This is a genomic window from Corynebacterium kozikiae, from assembly GCF_024580965.1.
Lineage (GTDB): Bacteria > Actinomycetota > Actinomycetes > Mycobacteriales > Mycobacteriaceae > Corynebacterium > Corynebacterium kozikiae.
The window spans coordinates 135245-157200 of the sequence record NZ_JANIKJ010000005.1 but is presented as its reverse complement, the minus strand read 5'-3'; the positions used below and the strand labels follow the sequence as shown (position 1 = coordinate 157200).

Genomic DNA, 21956 nt, shown 5'->3' with positions numbered 1-21956 from the left:
AAGCCGTAGACCACCCAGCGCCTAAAACCTGTCCACAAACCCCTTGGACTCCCCGTCCAACAAGAAGCTAGACTCCCTGTCCAACAAGTCTATGGACTCCGTGCCCAAAAACCCCATGGACATAACAAGACAACCCTAGAAGACACCCCTAGAAGACAACCTTAGAGAAACCCCGCCCAGCCTTCAGCACCCCGCCTGAACACCCCGCGGCAGCCTGCTCGCGTCGGGCGGCGTCGGAACGCGCGGAAAGTGAGGTGTGGCACCAACGTGAGGGGAAGTGACAACACGAACACTTGGTTTTCACGCGGAAGGAAAATGGCTACTCTTAAAGGAATTGGTTGGTCATAAGGGAAGGATTTGTATTCAATGACGCAAAACGTGGTGTCCACTGGCGGCGATGATCCAAACAAGGTGGCCCTCGTTGGCCTGACCTTTGATGATGTGTTGTTGATTCCGGATGCTTCTGATGTAATCCCGAGTGAAGTGACCACTTCCACCCAACTGACCCGCAACATTTCCCTGAACATCCCTATTGTCTCCGCGGCGATGGATACCGTGACTGAGTCCCGCATGGCAATTGCCATGGCCCGGGAAGGCGGCTTGGGCGTGATCCACCGCAACCTCTCCGTTGAGGAGCAGGCCGCGCACGTGGAAACGGTGAAGCGTTCCGAGTCCGGCATGGTGACCGACCCCGTCACCTGCAGCCCTGACATGACCATTGCGGAAGTAGACGCCCTCTGCGCGCGCTTCCGCATTTCTGGTCTGCCGGTTGTGGACGCCGAAGGCAAGCTGCTGGGCATCTGCACCAACCGCGACATGCGCTTTGAACAGGACTTCCAGCGCAAGGTCTCCGAGGTCATGACCCCAATGCCGCTGGTGGTGGCGGAAGAAGGCGTGAGCAAGGAGCGCGCGCTGGAGCTGCTCAGCGCTAACAAGGTGGAGAAACTGCCGATCGTGGACAAGCAGGGCAAGCTCGTTGGTCTGATCACGGTGAAAGACTTTGTGAAGACCGAACAGCACCCCCTTGCCTCCAAAGACGCTTCCGGCCGCCTGCTGGTGGGTGCCGGCATCGGTGTAGGCGAGGAATCTTGGGAGCGCGCAGGAGCCCTGGTGGATGCTGGTGTGGATGTGCTCGTGGTGGACTCTGCCCACGCACACTCTCGCGGCGTGCTGGACATGGTCTCCCGCGTGAAGAAGGGCTTCGGTGACCGCGTGGATGTCATCGGCGGCAACCTGGCCACCCGCAGCGCAGCGAAGGCCATGATCGAAGCAGGCGCCGACGCCATCAAGGTGGGCATCGGCCCAGGCTCCATCTGCACCACCCGCGTGGTCGCCGGTGTGGGCGCGCCACAGATCACCGCCATCATGGAGGCATCGGTTCCAGCTCACGCGGCAGGGGTGCCAATCATTGCCGACGGCGGCATGCAGTACTCCGGCGACATTGCGAAGGCCCTCGCCGCAGGTGCGTCCTCAGTGATGCTGGGTTCCATGCTCGCCGGCACCGCTGAGGCCCCAGGTGACATCGTGGTGGTCCAAGGCAAGCAGTACAAGCGCTACCGCGGCATGGGCTCCATGGGTGCCATGCAGGGCCGCGGCCTCACCGGTGAGAAGAAGTCCTACTCCAAGGACCGCTACTTCCAGGCGGATGTGAAGAGCGAGGACAAGCTCGTGCCGGAAGGTATTGAGGGGCGCGTGCCGTTCCGCGGCAACCTGGACCAAATCACCCACCAGCTTGTGGGCGGCCTCCGCGCCTCCATGGGCTACACCGGCTCGGCAACCATCGCTGACCTGCAAAAGGCACGATTCGTCCAAATCACCGCCGCTGGCCTCAAGGAATCCCACCCGCACCACATCCAGCAGACGGTTGAAGCGCCGAACTACCGCTAGAAACAGAAAGCACCCCCACACACCATGCGTGAATACGTAGAAATTGGCATTGGGCGCGAGGCGCGCCGCACCTACCCCTTGTCACGGGTTACTGTGCAGCCGTCCCGGCGCACCCGAACCTCCAAGGATGTAGACACCACCTGGCACATCGACGCCTACACCTTTGCCATCCCCTTCATGTCCCACCCCACGGACGCTCTGGCCAGCCCAGAGTTTGCCATTGAGATGGGCAAGCAAGGCGGGTTGGGGGTGCTCAACGCGGAGGGCCTGCTGGGCCGCCACGAAGACCTCCACGCCGCAATCGCAGAGGTGACCGAGGGCGTGGACGAGCTCGACGAACTGGCCTCCTCCGGCGCCATCAAAGCACTGCAAAAGCTGCATGCGGCTCCGATCGACCATGAGCTGCTGGCCCAGCGAATCGGCGAGGTCCGCGATTCTGGCCAGGTAGTGGCGGTGCGCGTCTCCCCACAGAACTGCCGCGAGCTCGCGCCAGTGGTAATCAAAGCTGGCGCAGACATTCTGGTGGTCCAAGGCACCATCATTTCTGCAGAACACGTGCAGGAAGATGGCGAGCCACTCAACCTCAAAGACTTCATCGGCAACCTTGACATCCCCGTGATCGCAGGCGGCGTATCGGACTACACCACCGCGCTGCACCTCATGCGCGCTGGCGTGGTAGGCGTGATCGTCGGCTCCGGTGCCTCCACCCAAGACCTCTCCCTGGGCATTGGCAGCGCCCAAGCAACCGCGATTGCCGACGTTGCCGCCGCGCGCCGCGACTACCTGGACGAAACCGGCGGCCGCTACGTCCACGTGATCGCCGACGGAGAGATCTCTTTCTCCGGCGACGCCGTCAAGGCAATCGCCTGCGGTGCCGACGCCGTGGTACTGGGCCAGCCGCTGGCCAACGCTTCCGAGGCGGCAGCGCAAGGCTACTACTGGGAATCCGCAGCCGCGCACCCACGCTTCCCCCGAGTGGAGGTGAACACCCCCTATGGTGCTGAGCGTGTGAGCCTGGAAACCATCCTGCACGGCCCTTCCACCAAGGTGTTTGGCGAGGAAAACTTTGTGGGCGGCCTCAAGCGGGCAATGGCGAAGTGCGGCTTCACCGACCTCAAGAGTTTCCAAAAAGTGGAGATTAGCGTCTACTAGACGTCTACTAGACGCTGCCATCCTTGGTGGGTTTCTGCGGGAGCGGCGTCCTGCTTATCGTGGAACCCGCCGAGGCGGCGATCACCAGCAGGATCGCAAGTCCCACCAAAGGGGTGATTGGCTGGTCCAACAGCAGCCAACCAAACAGCGCCGCGAACGCCGGCTCGAGGCTCAGCAGAATGCCGAACACGGATTCAGGCATTCTGCGCAACGCCGCAAACTCAAAACTGTACGGCAGCACCGAGGCAAACAATGCGCCCGCGGCCGCGATGCCAAACAGCTCCCAATTGAGGTTCCCCAACCCCGGGATGCCGAGTGGAAGCGGCACGCACGCAGCCAGCAGCATGCCCAATGCCAGCCCGCTCGACCCAGGGACCGTTTGGCCAACCTTCGCCGACGCCAAAATGTAGGCCGCCCAACAGGCGCCCGCGCAGAGCACATAGAACACGCCCACGGGGTCCAACGGCGTGCCGATCAGCGAGTCCAAGCCGAGCAGCGCCACACCCGCAAGCGCGAGAGCCACCCAGAGGAAGTCGCGGGGGCGCCTCGAGAGAACAGCCGCTAGCAGCAGCGGGCCGAGGAACTCGATGGTCACCGCAGCCCCCAAGGGGATGCGGGCAATGCCCGCGTAGAAAAAGGTGTTCATCAAGCCGAGCGAAAGGCCGAACAAGGCCATCGCCCGCCACTGCATCCGCGAGTAGCCACGCAACTTCGGCCGCACGATGAGCGTCACGATGACGCTCGCGATGCCAAGCCGCAGGGCAGTGGTGCTCGCCGCGCCTAGGTGCGGGAACAACTGCATTGCCAGAGCTGCGCCCAGTTGCAAAGAAATGCAGGAGCCAATCACAAAAGCCACGCCACTGAGAGAGGTGTGGCCTGAAGCGGGTTGTGCGGTTGAGGGCGGCTGTGGGGGCGGCTGCTGCATGCCTTTCATCTTGGAGGAATGGGTGAATCAAGTCCAATAGGGTTTGCAGTGGCAACTTGCGGCAGTGATCCGCGTCACTGCGTGCGGGAGCGTGGTGGCGCTGGGCAGCGTCGATAGGCAAAGTGAATTCGGTGCGGGGTCGCTGCGGAAAATCGTGGGCGCGAAGCATATGTTTTTTGCCGGTGGTGGTGCACGAGATCCTGCGTCGCGCGTATCCGGGTGAAGCTTCACGCCCACATGCGCACGTCGGATGAGCTTTTGGGGATGGCCGGCAAACGCTAGCGGGGTTCAGGAAACAGTGGCTGGCAGGGTAGACTGCCAACTTGTGACACAGAAAACTCCACAACCCAACAATACGGCCCACAAATCGGTGCTCGTGGTGGACTTCGGCGCGCAATACGCCCAGCTCATCGCGCGCCGGGTGCGTGAGGCGAGCATCTACTCCGAGGTTGTTCCACACACCGTCACCTTGGAGGAAATCAAGGCGAAAAACCCCGCCGCGCTGATTCTTTCCGGCGGCCCTAGCTCGGTGTACGAGGACGGCGCCCCGCAGCTTGACGCGGCCATCCTGGAACTCGGGGTGCCGGTGTTCGGCATTTGCTACGGCTTCCAATACATGACCCGCGCACTCGGCGGCACCGTTGCTTCCACCGGCGACCGTGAATATGGCCGCACCGACCTCAACGTTGCAGGTGGCGTGCTCCACGACGGCCTGGAGGAAACCCACAAGGTATGGATGAGCCACGGCGACGCCGTCTCTGAGGCTCCAGCGGGATTCGCCGTCACCGCGAGCACCGCAGGCGCGCCCGTTGCCGCCTTTGAGTGCGTGGAGCGCCGGATGGCTGGCGTGCAGTACCATCCCGAGGTGCTGCACTCCCCGCATGGCCAGCAGGTGCTGGAACGCTTCCTCACTGAGGTTGCAGGCCTGGAGCAGAATTGGACCCCAGCAAACATCGCTGAGGAACTCATCAACGCGGTACGCGAGCAGGTTGGCCCCGAAGGCCGCGCGATCTGTGGTCTGTCCGGCGGTGTGGACTCCGCGGTAGCTGCAGCACTCGTGCAGCGCGCCATTGGTGACCGCCTCACCTGTGTCTTTGTGGACCATGGGCTGCTGCGCGCGGGCGAGCGCGAGCAGGTACAAAATGACTTCGTTGCGTCTACCGGCGCCAAGCTGGTCACCGTGGACGAGCGTGAGGCGTTCCTTGCCAAGCTCGCCGGCGTGACCGAGCCGGAAGCGAAACGCAAGGCAATCGGCGCGGAGTTCATCCGCTCCTTTGAGCGCGCCGTGACCTCCATCCTGGAGGCGGCACCCGAAGGCACCACCGTGGACTACCTGGTCCAGGGCACCCTGTACCCAGACGTGGTGGAGTCCGGCGGCGGCACCGGCACCGCCAACATCAAGAGCCACCACAACGTGGGCGGCCTGCCAGACGACGTGGAGTTCGAGCTGGTTGAGCCCCTGCGTCTGCTCTTCAAAGACGAGGTCCGCGCCGTTGGTCGCGAGCTCGGCCTGCCCGAGGAAATCGTGGCGCGCCAACCCTTCCCAGGCCCCGGCCTCGGCATCCGAATCATCGGCGAAGTCACCGAAGAGCGCCTGGAGACGCTGCGCCAAGCAGACCTCATCGCGCGCACCGAGCTCACAAACGCGGGCTTGGACGGCGAAATCTGGCAGTGCCCGGTGGTGCTGCTTGCCGACGTCCGTAGTGTTGGCGTGCAAGGCGATGGCCGCACCTACGGCCACCCCATCGTGCTACGCCCCGTCTCCTCCGAGGACGCGATGACGGCGGACTGGACGCGCCTGCCCTACGACGTACTCGAGCGCATCTCCACCCGCATCACCAACGAGGTAGCCGACGTCAACCGCGTGGTCTTGGACGTCACTTCCAAACCACCGGGAACAATTGAGTGGGAGTAACACAACGCGCGGGCACAGGAAATGATTCCTGTGCCCGCGTTGTTATGCCAAGACAACACTCAAGGGAGCAACATGTTCATTGATCAATACTGGGGCGAGGTCAGCGCAGCCGCCCAGCACGACGCCCAAGCGCTCGTGGACTACCTGGGCAACAAGAGCGAAGAGATCATTGCTGTGGCAGACATCTTCTCCGACCTCGGGCTCACAGACCTTGCCGGAAACTTCACCGGTGGGGAGCTCGACGCGGGACCAGATTCGGGCGCGGTCTACTTTTCCTATACCTACAACCCCGTGTTGGTACTCGCGGTGCTGCTGCTGGAGTCCAAGAAGGTGGGGCGCTTCAATCTGGCCCGGGTGGGTGGGAAGCAAGACCGCATGATGCGCATTGACGCCGACCCCAAGACTCACACCCAGATCACCACCGCACTGAAATACTTTGCGTTGAGCCCCGAAGACCACGAAGCCGCGCAGTCCTACGAGGAACCCTACGACGTAGCGGACCTCAGTGAGGAACTGCGCGGCAAATTAGAAAGTTAGCTTTCTTGCACCGTCAGGTTACCAACGCCGCTTTCTAGGTGTAGGTGCAGGCGGGGCGCGTTCGGGTCCACGCCTTCGGGCATCACGGGGGAGTCCGGGCAGGTGACGTTGCCAGCCGAGTTGGTGCACGTCAGCTCCACGGCCACGTGTTCGGGCAAGGTGACCATCACGTGGCCGATGTTTGCGCGTACGGTCACATCGTGTGATTCCTCAAGCGGCTTAAGGTTTGAGAAATCTACGGTGATATTGCCAATCCCAGTCTGGTACAAGGGCTGAAGCTGATCTTCCACCGCCACATCCATATTCTCAACCTTCACATCAGCGCGGTAAATCCCGAGGCCCGCGGCGGAAGCAAGGGCCACCAGCAGCGCCACAGTGACTCCCACGAGCACGATCTTGCGCCCCCTGCGCGGCTTTTCAGGGGTGGGCTCAGGGGCGTCCCCGGGCTCAGGCAGGTGCCACAACCCCGGCGCTGCGCCCAGCGGATCCCAAGCGGGCGGTGTGGGCGTCTGGAATGGGGCGCTGTGCCCGTCGGCAGGCGCGTAGGAGCTGAGATCATGGGTGGGCTCGCGGCCGGCGTCGCGGACCAGCAGTCCGACGGGAGGTTCTGGGGTGCGAGCGTGCAGTGCCCACCAAGCCAACGCGGCGAGGACAACGCCGGAGAACGCGGGGATGTCGGAGAGTGAGAACGCGCTCAGACCGCCGAGGAGGACGAAAGCGATGATCAGGGCGATGCCGTTGCGACGTTCCTTTTCCAGGACTTTGTCAGCTTTGTCGGCTTTGTCAGTGACGGGCTTGCCGCCGAACAGTGCCTCCATGGGGGACTGTGCCAGGGAATATTTTGGCATGAACCCCCAGGCCAGGATATATAGCGGGATGCCGGCGCCGAGGAACGTGAGCACCACGAAGGCGATGCGCACGAGGGTGGGGTCGATTTGGTAGCGAACACCAATACCTTCACTGACGCCAGCACCAGCAGTGTCAGGCATGCGAACGGGACGGGTGTTCCACATCTGAGCCCATGTGTGAGTGAAGGATTCCATGCATTCATTGTGGGCCGCCGCCTACCGTTGGCACATCGGGGAGTACCCCCAATTCTGCGCGACCCGCCGTTTCAGGGACATTCCCGATTCCACCTGTGTAAGCCCGCGTGGGAGAATCAACACATGCAACCTGCCTACCCCACTTTCCAGCGCCGCGCCGACGGGGCAGTCCTCGCGGGAGTGGCATCGGGACTCGCCGCGCATCTTAACGTGAATGTGACCTGGGTGCGCGTCGGATTCGTAGCCCTGACCTTGTTCGGCATCGGGCAATGGATTTATGTTCTGGTATGGATCTGCAGCAAATCCGTGAAGCAGGGCGCGCCGATTGACCGCAAGCACAGCTCCATGCCGCTGAACATCATGCTCGTGGTGGTGGGGCTGCTCGGCTCGGGGGTGCTGCTTCGCCCAGGCCTCCCGATCGGGCTGTTCATCGCACTGGCCGTGATTGGCGTCGGCGCGGCCCTGGCCTGGTTTGCCTATGACAGGCTTGGCACCAAACAATCCGTATTCACCGTGGTTCTGGGCTCAACGCTGGTGTTTGCCGGCGTGATCTTCGGTGCGCTCCAGCGCCAAGACGGTGCACTGTTCGGCCAGGCGGTGGTTGCGGTGGCGCTCACCTTGTTCGGCGTGGGCGCGCTCGCCGTGCCCTTCGGTATCCGCCTGTGGGAGAAGATCTCAGAGGAGCGAGCGGAGAAGGCAGCTGCTGATGAACGCGCGGAAATCGCCTCCCAATTGCACGACTCCGTGCTGCAAACCTTGGCGCTCATCCAGAAACGCTCCGAGGAACCTGAGGTGCAGCGCCTGGCCCGGAGACAGGAGCGCGAGCTGCGCCAGTGGTTGTTCGATCCGCGTGAAGACGCCACCGTGTTCACCGCCATCGAGCGGGCATCCGGTGAGGTGGAGGACCTCTTCGGGGTGCGGATCGCACCCGTGACCGTGGGGCAGGACGTGCCGCTGGACAACGCGGGCAAGGCGGCTGTGCTGGCAGCCCGCGAAGCCATGGTGAACGCCGCCAAGCACGCCGGGGTGGATACCGTGGATGTCTACGCCGAACGCTTCGACGAACTCAGTATTTTTGTCCGTGACCGCGGCCCCGGCTTTGATTTGGCGCTCGTTGATGAGGATCGTCATGGTGTTCGTGAATCCATCCTTCAGCGCGTGGAGCGCGCGGGCGGGACCGTCGATATCCGCAATGAAAGTGGAACTGAGGTTGTGATCCGCATGCCCTTGGGGTGAGGGCGGTTGAGTGATACAAATGGAACTCATGAAGGTGTTTCTCGTTGACGATCATTCCGTGTTCCGCGCCGGGGTGCGCGCTGAGATCGGGCAGCAGGTGGAGATCGTCGGCGAGGCAGGCAGCGTCGCGGAGGCCGTTGCGGGGATCGACGCCACGCAGCCTGACGTGGTGCTTCTCGACGTGCACATGCCCGAAGGTGGCGGCGTTGCAGTGCTGCAGCAGGTCAGCGGCTCTCCGCGCTTTTTGGCCCTGAGTGTTTCCGACGCCGCCGAGGATGTGATCAACGTGATCCGCGCCGGTGCGCGCGGCTATGTGACCAAGAGCATTTCCGGTGCGGAGCTGGTAGCCGCCATTAAGCGGGTGGCTGAGGGAGACGCCGTATTCTCCCCACGCCTGGCAGGCTTCGTGTTGGACGCCTTTGCCAAGCCAGACCCAGCCGGCGCGGGCGTAGTGGACGCTCCGGAACAAGACGCTGCGGTGGAGCATGGCCAGGAGGTGGACCCAATCGTAGATGCCCTGACCCGCCGTGAACTGGAGGTGCTCCGTCTGCTTGCACGCGGCTACACCTACAAGGAAATTGGCAGTGAACTGTTCATTTCCGTGAAAACCGTGGAAACCCACGCCTCCAATATCCTGCGGAAGACGCAGCAGTCCAACCGGCACGCGCTGACCCACTGGGCGCATGCCCGCGACTTGGACTAACCCCGTGGATTAATCCTTTGCGCCTGGGGTGCTCTCCAGAAATGCGAGCGCCCTGGTGCCGTCGATATGCGGAAACACCCAGTATGTCCATGCACACACGCCCGTGCCGAACAGCAGGGTGATCCATATTGGGGCGGGGGCGAAGGTAGGCGCGATCATGAGGGCCAGCCAGATGATGAACATCGGCACAATCTGCGCGAATTTGGGCGTGTAATGCAGGTTGCGTTCCTCCAGGAAGCTGCGGATTTTCGCCCGGTAGGGGTGGGAGAAAATCAGGGTAATCCCAGCACCAACAAAGAGGACCATCAGCACCACTTGCACGCCGCGGGGCAGGGCTGTGGTGAGGACGGCTGCACCCGCCCCGAGCAGGAACGACGCCCCCAGGCGCACAGTGGGCGGGGTGGGAATCGGGGTGATGAAGGCTCCAGGGTTGAACATGGAAGGGTTGAGCATGGGCACATCCTAGCAACTGGCCCGGACGCGCCCTGTTTGGGCTGGTTGTGTGGTTGGTTTGGGGCGTTGAGCTGGGCGTTGGGGAGGGGCTTGACGCGTGTGCTGAGCGGGGTTAGCATGAACCCATGATTCAAACGGGTGTGCGAGAACTTGAAGCGGCCGGGGGGTTGGCATCCCTTAGTCGTGAAGAGCGCATATCTGCACTGCGAAAGCAGATGGATCAGGTGTTGGGAAAGCAGCCGCAGGTAGACGTGGTGCCTGCGGAGGAAGTGCTTGCGTTGCATCCGCCGCTTGGGGAAGCGTTGGTTGGTGGCGGCTTGCTACGCAGGGCCATTACTGAGTGTAGTGATACGCCCTCACTTCTTGCTGAGATAATCGCACAGGTGAGCGGATCTGGTGGTTTTGTTGCGGTAGTGGGTTGGTCAGATTTGGCGTATGCTGCCGTGGCTACGCAGGGTGGGAGTTTGGAAAGGATCGTGGCAATCCCTGACCCCGGCCCGGATCCGCTTTCTGTGGTGTCGGTACTGGTGTCAGGCGTGGACCTGGTGGTCTACCGCGGTGCAGCGCGGCAACTGACTCCCGTGCAGGCGCGCCCCTTGCTGGGGAAGCTGCGCACAGGCGTTGCGGCGTTGCTCTTGGTAGGCGTAACGGTGGCCTCCCCGGCGGCGCGCATACGCGCCTCGGTCACGGGCTTTCGTGGAATTGGAGAAGGCACGGGCAGGATCCGTGCAGTGGACCTGCAGGTAGAGGTGATGGCGAAGGGGGGCCGGACACAAACATCCATGAGTATCGGTGAGCAGCGCACACTGACGGTGATGTAACGTGCGCACACTTGCACTTTGGTTTCCGGACTGGCCGGTGCAGGCGGCACGGTTTGAAAAACTCTTTGATTCACCTGCGGTGGCGGTTGTTGCCCAGCACCGAGTGGTGGTGTGTGACGCCGCCGCGCGCTCCCACGGGATTCGTCGAGGCATGCGCGCGCGGCAAGCCCAGGCCATCTACCCGCCGCTGACCTTGGTGGATGCCAATGAGGAACGCGACGCTCGGGTGTTTTCCACCATCGCAGATGGCCTCGACGACGTGGCCTCCAGCGTGGAAATCCTCCGCCCAGGACTCGTTGCCGTAGACGTGCGCGCCGCCGCCAACTACCACGGCAGCGAGGACAAGGCCGCGAGCATGCTCGTGGATGCAAGCTCCCGCGCGGGCCTGGACAGCTTTGCGGGCATCGCCGATGACATCCCCACCGCCATCATCGCCGCCCGCGCCACCCAGGTTGTTCCGCCGGGAGGTGCGCAGGCCTTCTTGTGTAGCCAGCCCATCGGGGTGCTCGCCGAGCCCGCGCTGGCCTGCGACCCAGACACCGTGCACGCCTTTGAGGAACTCGGCCTACATACCCTCGGTGCGCTCGCAGACCTCGACGCGCGCTCAATCGCCACACGCTTTGGTGCTGCGGGCGCACGCTGCCATGCCATCGCCCAGGCCCGCGACACCAGACTCGTCGCGCCGGAACTCACACAACCAGAGCTCACCGTCACCTACCGCCCCGAAGAAGCAATCCAACGTGTCGACGAAGCGGCCTTCGTGGCGCGCCAACTCGCCGCCCAGCTCCACGAACGCATCGCACGCACAGGTCTGGTGTGCAGCAGGCTCACCATCAAAGCTCACGTGGGCGAGCGCGAGCTCAGCCGCACATGGCGCACCACCGAACCACTCAGTGAACACGCCACCGCGCAACGCGTGCGCTGGCAACTTGACGGTTGGCTCACCACCGGCGGTCAAGGGCAACTCGAAGAACTCACCCTGGAACCCCAATGCGCCCCCGCACCCCCAACGGAACTGTGGGGAAGCCGCGGCGAAGGCCAGCAGGCGGTGGCTCAGGTGCAATCCACGCTCGGTACCGACGCCGTCCTGCAACCCTTTGAGGCCGGCGGTCGCGGCGTCGCCGAAAGAATCCAATTCGTGGCCTACGGTGAGCACACGCAACCCGACACCCGGCCATGGGCTGGGGCCATCCGCGCGCCCCTGCCCGCGTCGATACGCCACCCCGCAACCAAAGTACGTCTCCTCACCGCCGACGGCACCGACATTGGGCTTGCCGACGCGGCCCTGACCGCCGCGCCTACGACGCTGCTTCGCGGACGCACTGCCTACAGGGTCACGGGCTGGGCGGGGCCGTGGCCGGTGGACGACGCGTGGTGGCGCGGCGGCGAACCCTGCGTGCGGCTACAGGTCACTGGGGAAGGCGACGGTCCGCGCGCGTGGCTGCTGGTGTGGGCGGGGCAGTGGCGTGTGGAGGCGGAGTATTAGATTTAGGACTGCTGGATGTCACTGCTGGATGTCAATGACCAGCCGCGTGGGGTTTTCGAGCAGTGTTACCGAGTAGGGGCGAGGTTTGTCGATGCCCGCCACGAACTGCTCCTGCCCCTCAAAAATGCCGTGGGACTCCACCGCGTTGATCGCGCCTGCGCCGTCGCTTCGAAGCGGGCCTACGTCCACGCCGGTTTCGAAGGGCATGAGGATGCCGCGGAGGTGGATGTCGAGCGCGGTGCCGCCTTCAAACTCCACAGGGAAGCCGCTGCCTTGCTGTGCGGGCTCGGTGGTGTAGTTGATGAACCAGCCGGGGGTGCCGGTGCCGGAGAACTCGAAGACGATGCGGTCGTAGCCGTCGTGGGTGCCCACGCGGACGTCCTGGACCTGCAGCTCAGCGGCGGTGCCTGCGGATTCCTTCGGGTCGAGGTCCCCGACGGGAGTGGTGGTCGTTGCGGTGGTTGTGGAGGTTGTTGCCGTGCTCGTGGCGGACAGCGTGGCGAGTGAAGGTTCGGGGGCGCTGCACGCGGCGAGGCCGATGGCCAGGATTGGGGCGAGAACTGGGGCCAGAAATGGGGCGGAGACGAGGCGGTAACTCATGCCCCAAGGGTAACTTGCGTAACAACGGCGGTGGCGGGTGCGCGGGAATCGTTGCGAAACCGAGATATAGACGCACCACAGGTACGCTAGGCAACCATGAACCTCGCCCCGCGCTGCTCAGACAACAACGAGCCCCTCCCCGGCACCGCGAAACGCGGCGACACCTTCGTTCTCCTCGAACACCCTGGCCCCTGGAGCCACGACATCCTGGACGGCCACACCTTCGGCGCCGACACCGAACGCCTCAGCGCTCTCCCCGGGCTCACCCTCATCCGCCGCCCTGGCCGCGAAGGGCACCAACGCGGTCATACGCGCACGGTCTATCTGGTGTTCAGTGCCGAGGGGGTGGCCGAACGCCTCCACATCACCAGCCTCGACGACCTTTTCACCCTCGACCTCACCGGCCCCGGCCGCAACGACGCAGAACCCGTGAGCACCCTCATGCTGGTGTGCACGCATGCCAAGCGCGACCAATGCTGCGCCATCAAAGGCCGCCCCATCGCCGCCGACCTCGCCGCCCGCGGCGCGCACGTCTGGGAATCCAGCCACACCAAAGGCCACCGATTCGCGCCGGCAATCGTCATCTTCCCCCACGGATACGTCTACGGCCGCCTCAACGCCGAAGCCGCGCTCCAGGCGTACACCTTTGCGGAGCGCGGCGAGATTTTCCTCCCCGGGTTACGCGGACGCGGCCTTTACGACGCCCCCGGCCAAGCAGCGGAAATCGCAGTCCTGGGGGAGTTGGGGCAGGCGCGCTTCGGCGACCTCAGCGTGCACGGCACCGAAGTGCGGCACAGAGACGGGCGGGTGTGGCACATCGACGCGCGCCAGGAAACCATGGATGTGGTGGCCTCCTGTGGCGCCGCGTCGAAGCCAGGGAAGGTGTGGGTCGCGAAGATTCGTCCCTAGCGTCACTAGCGACGCATGATCTTTTTGGACAGCCAGTTGCCGAACAGTTGGGCAACCTGGACGATCAGGATGATCACGGCGGTGGCAACGAACGTGACTTGCCAGTCGTAGGCGCGGTAGCCGTAGACGATGGCGAAGTCGCCGAGACCGCCGCCACCGATGTAGCCCGCCATCGCAGACATGTCCACGATCGCGATGAAGATAAAGGTGTAGCCCAGCACCAGCGGACCCAACGCTTCGGGGATGATCACTGTGGTGATGATTCGCCACGGGCTCGCGCCCATGGAGCGCGCGGCCTCGATGACGCCGGGGTCGATGGCCACGAGGTTTTGCTCCACGATGCGTGACACGGCGACAGTGGCGGCGATGATCATCACGAAGATCGCCGCGTTCCTGCCGATCGTCGTTCCCACGACCAGGAGGGTGAGCGGGCCGAAAGCGGAGATCATGATGATGAACGGGATCGGGCGGATGAAGTTCACCACAAGGTTGATGAGGTTATACACCGGCCCGTTGCGCAGGATGCCTTGGGCGCGCGTGGTGTAGAGAAGCACACCGAGGCCCAAGCCCAGGAGGCCGCCTACTGCCAAGGTGACGGACACCATGATGAGGGTGTCCAGGATGGCGGTGGTGAAGGTGGGGCCGAGGCGCCCCCAGTCGGCTGCCAGCGTGGTTGTCATCGGATCTCCTTGATGTCGGTGGTGCCGTTGAGGTGGGCAAAGAAGTCGTCAATGGCCTGGTCTGGACCCTGGAGACGCACTGTGATCTTGCCGAAAGAGTGCCGTTGCAGCGTCGTCACGCCGCCGTGCACGATGTTGATGGAGGCCCCGGCTGCCTTGGCGTTCGCTGCGGCGGTGAAGAAGTCGGAGGACTCGGACAGCGTGATGGTGAACAGGCGGCCCTCGTGGGCGAGGAGATCCTCGGACTCGATGGCGTCGGGCGTGTTGCGCAGCGCGGTGGCCACGAATCGCTTGGCCACGCCGGTGCGCGGGTTGGAGAAGACCTCGTAGGTGGAGCCGTACTCCACCACGCGGCCGTTTTCCATCACGGCGACCTTGTCCGCGATGGAGCGCACCACTTCCATCTCGTGGGTGATCACCACGATGGTGATGCCGAACTCGCGGTTCACTTTGCGTAGAAGTTCTAGCACGTCGTGGGTGGTTTCGGGGTCCAGGGCCGAGGTGGCTTCGTCGGCAAGCAGCAGCGCGGGGTTGTTTGCGAGCGCGCGTGCAATGCCCACTCGCTGCTTCTGGCCGCCGGAGAGCTGTTCGGGGTAGTTGCGGCCGCGGTCGCCGAGTCCAACGAACTCCAGCAATTCCTGCACGCGGCGCTCGCGCTCCGGCTTTGGCATACCCGCGAGCTTGAGCGGGTATGCGATGTTACCGGCGGCGGTGCGGGAGTTGAAGAGGTTGAACTGCTGGAAGATCATGCCGATGCCCTTGCGGATTTGGCGAAGGCCGGACTCAGGCATGCCGACGATGTCCACGCCGTCGAGGCGCAGGTGGCCGCTGGTGGGCGTGTCGAGGCCGTTGATGAGGCGAACCAGTGTGGACTTACCGGCACCGGAGTAGCCGATGACGCCGAGGATCTCACCTGGCTCAACCGTGAGGGTGACGTCTTCAAGCGCCTGAATGGTGCGTTTGCCGGAAGTGAAGACCTTGGAGATGCCCTCAAACTCAATACGAGTTCCGCTCATGGTGTTCCTTAACTATGTCAACGTGAACTATGTCAACGTGTGGATTTCGCGCGAAACGCCCCATCGTTCGACGGGGCGCTGGCGTATGCGGGAGGGTTAGCTGCGGGCGTCCTCTTCGAGGCGGGCCAGGATGGCCTTGAGCTCGTCTTGGGTGCGGGTCACAGGGATTGCGGTGCCCTTGGAGTCCTCGTCCACGGCGGCGAGCACGGCTGGGTCGTGCCACAGCTCGGCGAGCTTGAGGATGGTTGGGTCGTTGGCGCGGTCGGCGGTGGTGACGAACGCGTTGATGTAAGGCTCAGCCTCAGCGGAAGCCGGGTCGTCCTGGAAGACGGCCAGGTTGGGGTCGATGCCTGCGCGATCCAGGAAGGAGTTGTTGATGATCGCGGGGCGGCCTTCGCCGTATGCCACGGTGGTCTGGGCCGCGTCGACTGGCGTAATGGTCACCTTCGAGGCGGCCTCATCGATGTCCGCTGGCGTTGGGGTGACGAGGCCTTCCTCCTTGAGGGTCACCAGGCCCGCCTGCACGAGGACGTTGATGGCGCGGCCCTGGTTGGAGTCGTCGTTCGGGATCACGATGGATTCGCCCTCAATGCCGTCGAGGGAGGTGTGGTCCTTCCAGAAGAGTGCGAGTGGCACGATCTGGGTTGCCCCAACGGGGGTGAGGGTGGCGTCCTTGCCCACGTTGTAGGCGGCGAGGAACTTCAGGTGCTGGAAGAGGTTGACGTCGAGCTGGCCCTGGTCAAGTGCCTCGTTTGGGGTGTTGTAGTCGGAGTAGTTCACCACGTCGAGGGTGATGCCGTTCTCTGCGGCCAGGTCCTCCAGTACGGCCCAGGACTTTTGGGTGGCGTCGGTGGTTCCGATGCGGATGGTGGTGTTCTCGCCGGACGCAGCGGTCTCGCCGGTGGAGTCGCTGGAGTTGCTGGAGCAAGCGACGAGCGAAGTAGCTGCAACCAGTGCAGTTGCGGCCACGAGGGTCTTGCGAATGTTCATGAGTCTTCCTTTTGTTGTGTCAATCCCTTGGCGCCGGGCTCGTGCTGCGCGCTTGCTGTGGAGTCGCATTGCCGACGTAGGCAGGCGCGGGGCGGCGTGAGCAGGGCTCCTCGGGGTTGCTTCGTGCATTGTGAACCAAAGGGCAACGTCGGAGGCGGGTGGGGTTTGCGCGCTTGCTTTTGCGTGTTTTGTGCGTGCTGTATGCGCGCTTTATGTATGCCCGTGGTGCCTCTGAGGTGGCCATTTAGGTCCAAAATGAACCAAGCTGTTCAGTTTATGTTGGGAAATACTACACACATGGCCAGAAAATGTACAGCTTGGTCTATCTTGACGCCTTCTCGTGTTGTGGCTAATCTAGAACATGTGTTTGGAGAAAGGGGGGTGCCGGGAGTATTGTGACGACCTGTGAAATGGAGTAGTGGGATCAGCGGCTTCAATGGTAAGCCGCTGAGTTGGTCCCGGCTTGAGCGCATCCTCTCCGGCAAGCCAACCCCTGAGTTGAAACCAGTTCTACATGTGGTTTCTGATGAGGGTTCTGGCGGAAATGTGCCGGTAGCGCCGCGGAGTGGGTTTGCCGAGCTGCATGCGCGCGGTTCCTACAACTTTTTGTTGGGGGCGAGTGAACCGGACGCAATGGTAGCTGCTGCAATCGAACGCGGAATCGAAGCTTTGGCATTGCTCGATAGGGATGGCCTATACGGCGCAATGGCCTTTGCTGAGGCCGCGGCAAGCCGGGAATTGGCAACGGTGTTCGGCGCGGAACTCACCATTGACCACCGCGTGCTTTCGGTGCTCTGCAAGAACCCGGAAGGCTACCGGAGGCTGTCTCGGCTCATCTCTGCCGCAAGGATGCGAGGTGATAAAGACACCACCGAGTACCCTCCGCTGCCAGAGATCGCCAGGCATGCTGACGGGCACTGGTACATCCTCGCTGACCACACCTGGGAACCAAGCGAACTGGCCTGCTTTGGTGACAACGTAATCCTCGAATACGTCTACACAATGACACCCGAGGATGCCGACAACCACCGCACCCTCGATTCATACCCAGGGCGGCGCATCGCCACCTCGCGTCCCAGCGCGGCAACCCCGCGCGACTCCCGCCTTGCCGCGGCGAAGCATGCCCTCCACCAACGAGAATCCCTCGACGAGGCGCGCTACCGCCTCCACCCAGCAGGATCCACCTGGCTACGCATCCCACCGGCGCCCCGCGAACAGCTCGACACCGCGCTGGATATCGCTGCAGAGTGTTCCTTCCCCCTCCACCTCATCGCGCCCGGACTACCGCACTGGACCGTCGACGGCGTGGCCGTCGATGAGCAAGCCCACCTCCGCGCGCTGGTCGAGTCTCGCTTCGACGCGCGCTACGGAGCGTCGGAACGCGCGGACGCGGCCCGAACGCAGATTGCACATGAGCTCGCAGTGATCGAGCAGCTCGGCTTCCCGGGATACTTCCTGATCGTGTGCGACATTGTGGATTTCTGCAAAGCCCAAAACATTCTTGCGCAGGGGCGCGGGTCGGCTGCGAACTCCGCCGTGTGTTACACCCTGGGCATCACGAATGCCGAGCCGATTGCGGCGGGCTTGCTGTTCGAGCGTTTTCTCTCCCCGGAGCGCGATGGCCCGCCGGACATTGACATCGACATCGAATCCGGGCGCCGCGAAGAAGTGATCCAATACGTCTACGCAAAGTACGGCCGGGAAAACGCCGCGCAAGTAGCGAACTACATCACCTACCGACGTCGAGGCGCGGTCCGCGACGCCGCGCGTGCCCTCGGCTACCCGCAGGGAGTGGCTGACGCATGGGCGCGTCGAGGCGGGGTGCCGGCGCGCGTCGAGGCGCTCGCCGAGCAATTCATTGGCCAGCCGCGCCACCTGGGGATCCATTCTGGCGGAATGGTGATTTGTGACCGCGCGATCGCGGACGTGGTGCCCGTGGAGTGGGCGCGTATGGAGAATCGGTCGGTGGTGCAGTGGGACAAGGAGGGCTGCGCGGCTGCGGGCCTGGTGAAATTTGATCTGTTGGGCCTTGGCATGCTTGAGGCGCTGCATCATATGATCGACCTCGTCGCGGAGACGGGCCGGGAAGTGAATCTTTGGGAAATCCCTCTCGACGACTCCGCCGTCTACGACATGCTCTGCCGCGGCGACGCCGTGGGCGTGTTCCAAGTGGAGTCCCGCGCGCAGCTCGCCACGCTGCCCAGGCTGAAGCCGCGGTGCTTCTTCGACCTCGTGGTTGAGGTCGCGCTCATCCGCCCCGGCCCCATCCAAGGCGGCTCCGTGCACCCCTACCTGCGGAGACGAAACGGCGAAGAACCCGTGACCTATGAACACCCGTTGCTAGAGGCCGCGCTCGCCAAGACGCTCGGGGTGCCACTCTTCCAGGAACAACTCATGCACTTGGCGGTGGATGCCGCTGGTTTTAGCGGGGGAGAGGCAGACGAGCTTCGCCGCGCGATGGGCGCCAAGCGTTCGCCGGAGCGTATGGCAGAGCTGAAGGGGCGCTTCTACGCGGGCCTCGCGCGCAACGGCATCAAAGGGAGCACCGCCGACGCGCTGTGGAACAAAGTCACTGCGTTCGCGGCCTACGGCTTCCCGGAGTCGCACGCGCAGTCCTTCGCCTCGATCGTCTACTTCTCCGCATGGTTCAAGCACTACTACCCGGCGCAGTTTTGCGTGGGGCTGCTCCGCGCGCAGCCGATGGGCTTCTACTCCCCAGAGTCGTTGCTGCATGACGCCCGCCGCCATGGCGTCACCGTCCTTCCCGTCGACATCAACCGCTCCCAGGCGGAAGCCAGCATCGAAGACGGCGCCATCCGCCTGGGGCTCAATTCCGTGCGCGGCTTAGCCCGCGTCGACGCGATCGTCCAAGCGCAACCCTTCCGCGACATCGCCGACCTCGCGCGCCGAGCCGAGCTCACCGTCACCCACCTCGAGGCGTTGGCGCGCGCTGGGGCGCTGGGGGAGCGTCGGCAAGCGCTGTGGCAAGCAGGCGTCGCCGCCACCGAAAAGCCCTCCATGCTGCCGGGGATCAGCGTGATCGCGCCGCCCGCGCTGCCGGGGATGAGTGCGTTCGAGATGATGGCTGCCGACGTCGCCGCTACGGGTATCACCCACACGCATCCCATCGAGCTTCTGCGCGCGGGCCTGGACCGCCTAGACGTGACGCGCGCTTGCGACCTCCTCGGGCAGCCCGACGGTGCTAGGATCCGCGTCGCGGGCGTGATCACGCACCGGCAACGCCCCGCCACGGCCTCCGGGGTGACTTTTTTGGGGATGGAAGACGAGACGGGCCTCATGAATGTCGTCGTCAGCGTTGGGCTGTGGCGGCGCGAGGCGTTGGCGCGCACGGAACGTGCAGTCATTGTTCGCGGGATCGTGCAGAACGCGAACGGGGTGGCGGCGGTGGTCGCAGATAAATTCGAGCCGTTGCCATTTGCTGAACTCCTGAGCAGGGGGTCTCGGGATTTTCGCTAAAGTGGGGACATGCAGCGATTAGACCTCGAACACAGTGTGAGCCCGAAACTGGTGACAACGCGATGGATCACGATTGGCGCACTGACCATTCCTGTCCTCATCGCGCTCATCATCGCCGCGACGTTCTTCCCATGGGTATGGTGGGGCGTCGGCGTCGTCGCGGCCCTGGGCGTTGCTGCCGCATGGATCAACCCGCTCCAAGTGCGTCGGATTCGCTGGCAAGAAGACCGCGACGAGCTGCTCATCGCAAAGGGAAAGTTGTGGCGGACGCTCACCGTCGTACCCTATGGGCGCATTCAATACATCGAAGTCCTCGAGGGGCCCGTCGACGCGCGCTATGACCTCGCGAAGATCAAGCTGCACACGGCGTCCGCCTCGAGCGACGCCACCATCCCGGGGCTCGAGCGTGAGCTGGCCCGTGACCTGCGAGTGCGTCTGTCCGAGCGCGCGAAGAAAATGCAGGCGCTATGAATCGCGTTCACAGGCTCACTCCGCTGCTGCAGTTTTGGCAGGGATTTATCGCGATTGTCATCGCAACAGTGGTGCAAATCGACTTCGACCTCATCCGCGAACACCCACTAGTACTCGCATGGACGCTCGGAGGATTCGTCGCGGCCTGCCTCATCATTTGGGCCGTCTCGGGGATTTGGTGGCGCGCAACGACGTACGACATCGGTGATGAAATCGTCCTGCGCCAAGGCGTGTTTAACAAGAAGCGCACGTCAGCCAGGCGCGAAAAGATCCAAGCGGTGGACGTCGTTGAGCCATTCCTTCCCAGGATCTTTGGCCTCGCGGAGCTGCGCGTGGAAACCGCGGGCGGCGCGGGCTCGACGCTCACCATTTCCTACCTTCGCAAGCACGAAGCGGAGCGCATCCGCGCCGAACTCACGGGCGTGCACAGCGACCGACAGCACGAGCTGCCCATTCTTCGAAGCCTCACCGCAATCGCGCTCAGCCAGGGTTGGGGCGTTGCGTTGATGATTGCAGGCGCGATCCTGAACCCGGCGCTCCTCCTCCCCGCAGCCCTCGGTATCGTGCCGGCGGTATGGAGCGCGCTCGATCGCGCGTGGCGGTTCAGTATCCAAATCGACGATACCATCCGCATCACCTACGGCCTCGCCAACCGCCGCCGCCAGTCCATCCCCATCGACCGCATCCACGCCATCCAGCTCGAACAACCCCCGCTCTGGCGAATCTTCAACTGGTGGCGCGTCCGAGCCACAGCAATCGGCTACGAAGACGCCTCCACAATCCTCCCCGTCTGCACTTACGACGAGGCCAGCGCCCTAGCGCGACGTCTAGGCGCGCCCCTCCCTGTCGACTCCACCAACCCGGCCTACCGTACGCCCGAACGCGGAAAATGGGTCTCTCCACTCGCATATCGGCGCCAAGCCGTGGAAGTGGGGGAGTACATCACCATCTTCTCTGGCCGACTCATGCGTCGAAGCGCGACCGTAAAGACGAAGCACATCCAAGAACTATCCCTGACCGAAGGGCCAATTCAACGGCGACTGCATCTGCGAAACCTTCGGCTTGACCTCGTGCCGGGACCAATCAAGATGACCGCCCGAGATCTTGATGCTGACGACGCTGTCGCGCTACTCAGTGCATTGCGACGCCGCGACGTGGAACTCATACACCAGGAAACCCAAGCTGACGCCACGCCTCATACGTCGCAACAGCCGCCGCGTTGGACAGATTCATCGAACGACGACCCTCAAGCATCGGGATCCGAACAACTGCAGTGACGCGAGGATGCGAAAGCACCGCATCCTCCAGCCCAGTCGGCTCGGTTCCAAACAACAGTGCGTCGCCCATGCGGTACTCGATGTCTGTGTAACTCACGTCGCCGTGCGCACTGAACGCGTAGACCCGCGCCCCGGGCAGCGCTTCGAAGCAGGCCTCGAGGTTTTCATGCACGGAGACCTCGGCGAGGTCGTGGTAGTCCAAGCCTGCTCGCCGAAGGTTCTTTTCCTCCAAATTGAACCCCAGCGGTCCAGCGAGGTGAAGATGCGCACCCGTGCCTGCACACATTCGAATTGCATTTCCCGTATTTGGCGGAATCACGGGCTGGTCAAAAATCACGTGCGCAAAAGCCATATGAACAATCTTAAGCCAACGATGTA

The 21956-nt window shown here is 63.4% G+C and carries 20 protein-coding genes; 12 read left to right on the top strand and 8 right to left on the bottom strand.

Going from position 1 to position 21956, the window contains the following annotated elements:
• The first annotated feature begins 366 nt into the window (after positions 1–366).
• Positions 367–1887, top strand: a complete 1521-nt coding sequence (gene guaB / locus NQ018_RS05350; RefSeq protein WP_257059185.1) for an IMP dehydrogenase — start codon at positions 367–369, stop codon at positions 1885–1887.
• 24 nt (positions 1888–1911) lie between these two features.
• Entirely contained in the window at positions 1912–3039 is a 1128-nt protein-coding gene (locus tag NQ018_RS05345) for a GuaB3 family IMP dehydrogenase-related protein (RefSeq protein ID WP_257059183.1), read from the top strand.
• Between the two features lie 7 nt (positions 3040–3046).
• On the opposite strand, the gene NQ018_RS05340 is transcribed toward NQ018_RS05345, so the two are convergent.
• Positions 3047–3964, bottom strand: a complete 918-nt coding sequence (locus NQ018_RS05340; RefSeq protein WP_257059180.1) for an EamA family transporter — start codon at positions 3962–3964, stop codon at positions 3047–3049.
• Positions 3965–4289: 325 nt separating this feature from the next.
• On the opposite strand from NQ018_RS05340, the gene guaA reads away from it, so the two are divergent.
• Both guaA and NQ018_RS05330 read left to right on the top strand, forming a co-directional pair.
• On the top strand, positions 4290–5879 hold the full coding sequence (gene guaA / locus NQ018_RS05335) for a glutamine-hydrolyzing GMP synthase (RefSeq protein ID WP_257059178.1): 1590 nt from the start codon (positions 4290–4292) through the stop codon (positions 5877–5879).
• Positions 5880–5951: 72 nt separating this feature from the next.
• Complete coding sequence (locus tag NQ018_RS05330) at positions 5952–6416, top strand: imm68 putative immunity domain-containing protein (RefSeq protein WP_257059176.1); 465 nt, start codon at positions 5952–5954, stop codon at positions 6414–6416.
• On the opposite strand, the gene NQ018_RS05325 is transcribed toward NQ018_RS05330, so the two are convergent.
• Positions 6413–7459: a PspC domain-containing protein gene (locus NQ018_RS05325; RefSeq protein ID WP_257059168.1), complete on the bottom strand. Its 1047-nt coding sequence runs from the start codon at positions 7457–7459 to the stop codon at positions 6413–6415. The genes NQ018_RS05330 and NQ018_RS05325 overlap by 4 nt on opposite strands.
• Positions 7460–7582: 123 nt before the next feature.
• Here NQ018_RS05325 and NQ018_RS05320 point away from each other — a divergent pair, with 123 nt between their 5' ends.
• Together NQ018_RS05320 and NQ018_RS05315 are read left to right on the top strand one after the other, a co-directional pair.
• On the top strand, positions 7583–8695 hold the full coding sequence (locus tag NQ018_RS05320) for an ATP-binding protein (RefSeq protein ID WP_257059156.1): 1113 nt from the start codon (positions 7583–7585) through the stop codon (positions 8693–8695).
• 28 nt (positions 8696–8723) lie between these two features.
• On the top strand, positions 8724–9398 hold the full coding sequence (locus tag NQ018_RS05315; protein ID WP_257059207.1) for a response regulator: 675 nt from the start codon (positions 8724–8726) through the stop codon (positions 9396–9398).
• Positions 9399–9407: 9 nt separating this feature from the next.
• Here NQ018_RS05315 and NQ018_RS05310 read toward each other — a convergent pair whose 3' ends face one another.
• Complete coding sequence (locus tag NQ018_RS05310) at positions 9408–9851, bottom strand: hypothetical protein (protein WP_257059154.1); 444 nt, start codon at positions 9849–9851, stop codon at positions 9408–9410.
• 215 nt (positions 9852–10066) lie between these two features.
• Between NQ018_RS05310 and imuA' the strand changes: the two genes are divergently transcribed.
• Positions 10067–10672, top strand: coding sequence for a DnaE2-dependent mutagenesis accessory factor ImuA' (gene imuA', locus NQ018_RS05305; protein ID WP_257059150.1), 606 nt, complete (start codon positions 10067–10069; stop codon positions 10670–10672).
• A 1-nt stretch (position 10673) separates the two neighbouring features.
• Positions 10674–12158, top strand: a complete 1485-nt coding sequence (locus tag NQ018_RS05300; RefSeq protein ID WP_257059148.1) for a Y-family DNA polymerase — start codon at positions 10674–10676, stop codon at positions 12156–12158.
• 18 nt (positions 12159–12176) lie between these two features.
• Here NQ018_RS05300 and NQ018_RS05295 read toward each other — a convergent pair whose 3' ends face one another.
• Positions 12177–12758, bottom strand: a complete 582-nt coding sequence (locus NQ018_RS05295; protein ID WP_257059146.1) for an AMIN-like domain-containing (lipo)protein — start codon at positions 12756–12758, stop codon at positions 12177–12179.
• 96 nt (positions 12759–12854) lie between these two features.
• Here NQ018_RS05295 and NQ018_RS05290 point away from each other — a divergent pair, with 96 nt between their 5' ends.
• Complete coding sequence (locus tag NQ018_RS05290; RefSeq protein WP_257059143.1) at positions 12855–13667, top strand: ferredoxin family protein; 813 nt, start codon at positions 12855–12857, stop codon at positions 13665–13667.
• A gap of 5 nt (positions 13668–13672) precedes the next feature.
• Here the strand turns inward: NQ018_RS05290 and NQ018_RS05285 are convergent, their stop codons facing one another.
• The 3 genes from NQ018_RS05285 to NQ018_RS05275 all read right to left on the bottom strand — a co-directional run bounded on the left by NQ018_RS05285 (position 13673) and on the right by NQ018_RS05275 (position 16353).
• On the bottom strand, positions 13673–14347 hold the full coding sequence (locus NQ018_RS05285; RefSeq protein WP_257037852.1) for a methionine ABC transporter permease: 675 nt from the start codon (positions 14345–14347) through the stop codon (positions 13673–13675).
• Positions 14344–15363, bottom strand: coding sequence for a methionine ABC transporter ATP-binding protein (locus tag NQ018_RS05280; protein ID WP_257059140.1), 1020 nt, complete (start codon positions 15361–15363; stop codon positions 14344–14346). The genes NQ018_RS05285 and NQ018_RS05280 overlap by 4 nt, the downstream gene beginning before the upstream one ends.
• A 96-nt stretch (positions 15364–15459) precedes the next feature.
• Positions 15460–16353 (bottom strand): MetQ/NlpA family ABC transporter substrate-binding protein, encoded by an 894-nt coding sequence (locus tag NQ018_RS05275; RefSeq protein ID WP_257037850.1) that lies wholly within the window; start codon positions 16351–16353, stop codon positions 15460–15462.
• 405 nt (positions 16354–16758) lie between these two features.
• Between NQ018_RS05275 and NQ018_RS05270 the strand changes: the two genes are divergently transcribed.
• From NQ018_RS05270 to NQ018_RS05260, 3 genes are read left to right on the top strand one after another with little or no spacing between them, the layout of a single operon-like run.
• Positions 16759–19830 (top strand): error-prone DNA polymerase, encoded by a 3072-nt coding sequence (locus NQ018_RS05270; RefSeq protein ID WP_257059137.1) that lies wholly within the window; start codon positions 16759–16761, stop codon positions 19828–19830.
• A gap of 51 nt (positions 19831–19881) precedes the next feature.
• On the top strand, positions 19882–20301 hold the full coding sequence (locus tag NQ018_RS05265) for a PH domain-containing protein (protein WP_257059134.1): 420 nt from the start codon (positions 19882–19884) through the stop codon (positions 20299–20301).
• Complete coding sequence (locus NQ018_RS05260) at positions 20298–21578, top strand: PH domain-containing protein (protein WP_257059133.1); 1281 nt, start codon at positions 20298–20300, stop codon at positions 21576–21578. The genes NQ018_RS05265 and NQ018_RS05260 overlap by 4 nt, the downstream gene beginning before the upstream one ends.
• Here NQ018_RS05260 and NQ018_RS05255 read toward each other — a convergent pair.
• Positions 21463–21930, bottom strand: a complete 468-nt coding sequence (locus NQ018_RS05255; RefSeq protein ID WP_257037846.1) for a tRNA (cytidine(34)-2'-O)-methyltransferase — start codon at positions 21928–21930, stop codon at positions 21463–21465. The two genes, NQ018_RS05260 and NQ018_RS05255, sit on opposite strands and share 116 nt — an antisense overlap.
• Positions 21931–21956: the final 26 nt, after the last annotated feature.

Excerpts from the sequence above, each read along its gene's own strand:
- NQ018_RS05330 (WP_257059176.1), top strand. The coding sequence starts at position 5,952 with ATGTTCATTGATCAATACTGGGGCGAGGTCAGCGCAGCCGCCCAGCAC.
- imuA' (WP_257059150.1), top strand. The coding sequence starts at position 10,067 with ATGGATCAGGTGTTGGGAAAGCAGCCGCAGGTAGACGTGGTGCCTGCG.
- NQ018_RS05295 (WP_257059146.1), bottom strand. The coding sequence starts at position 12,758 with ATGAGTTACCGCCTCGTCTCCGCCCCATTTCTGGCCCCAGTTCTCGCC.
- NQ018_RS05260 (WP_257059133.1), top strand. The coding sequence starts at position 20,298 with ATGAATCGCGTTCACAGGCTCACTCCGCTGCTGCAGTTTTGGCAGGGA.
- NQ018_RS05290 (WP_257059143.1), top strand. The coding sequence starts at position 12,855 with ATGAACCTCGCCCCGCGCTGCTCAGACAACAACGAGCCCCTCCCCGGC.
- NQ018_RS05285 (WP_257037852.1), bottom strand. The coding sequence starts at position 14,347 with ATGACAACCACGCTGGCAGCCGACTGGGGGCGCCTCGGCCCCACCTTC.
- NQ018_RS05325 (WP_257059168.1), bottom strand. The coding sequence starts at position 7,459 with ATGGAATCCTTCACTCACACATGGGCTCAGATGTGGAACACCCGTCCC.
- NQ018_RS05320 (WP_257059156.1), top strand. The coding sequence starts at position 7,583 with ATGCAACCTGCCTACCCCACTTTCCAGCGCCGCGCCGACGGGGCAGTC.
- guaB (WP_257059185.1), top strand. The coding sequence starts at position 367 with ATGACGCAAAACGTGGTGTCCACTGGCGGCGATGATCCAAACAAGGTG.
- NQ018_RS05255 (WP_257037846.1), bottom strand. The coding sequence starts at position 21,930 with ATGGCTTTTGCGCACGTGATTTTTGACCAGCCCGTGATTCCGCCAAAT.
- NQ018_RS05345 (WP_257059183.1), top strand. The coding sequence starts at position 1,912 with ATGCGTGAATACGTAGAAATTGGCATTGGGCGCGAGGCGCGCCGCACC.
- NQ018_RS05275 (WP_257037850.1), bottom strand. The coding sequence starts at position 16,353 with ATGAACATTCGCAAGACCCTCGTGGCCGCAACTGCACTGGTTGCAGCT.
- NQ018_RS05280 (WP_257059140.1), bottom strand. The coding sequence starts at position 15,363 with ATGAGCGGAACTCGTATTGAGTTTGAGGGCATCTCCAAGGTCTTCACT.
- NQ018_RS05340 (WP_257059180.1), bottom strand. The coding sequence starts at position 3,964 with ATGCAGCAGCCGCCCCCACAGCCGCCCTCAACCGCACAACCCGCTTCA.
- NQ018_RS05315 (WP_257059207.1), top strand. The coding sequence starts at position 8,724 with ATGAAGGTGTTTCTCGTTGACGATCATTCCGTGTTCCGCGCCGGGGTG.
- NQ018_RS05310 (WP_257059154.1), bottom strand. The coding sequence starts at position 9,851 with ATGCTCAACCCTTCCATGTTCAACCCTGGAGCCTTCATCACCCCGATT.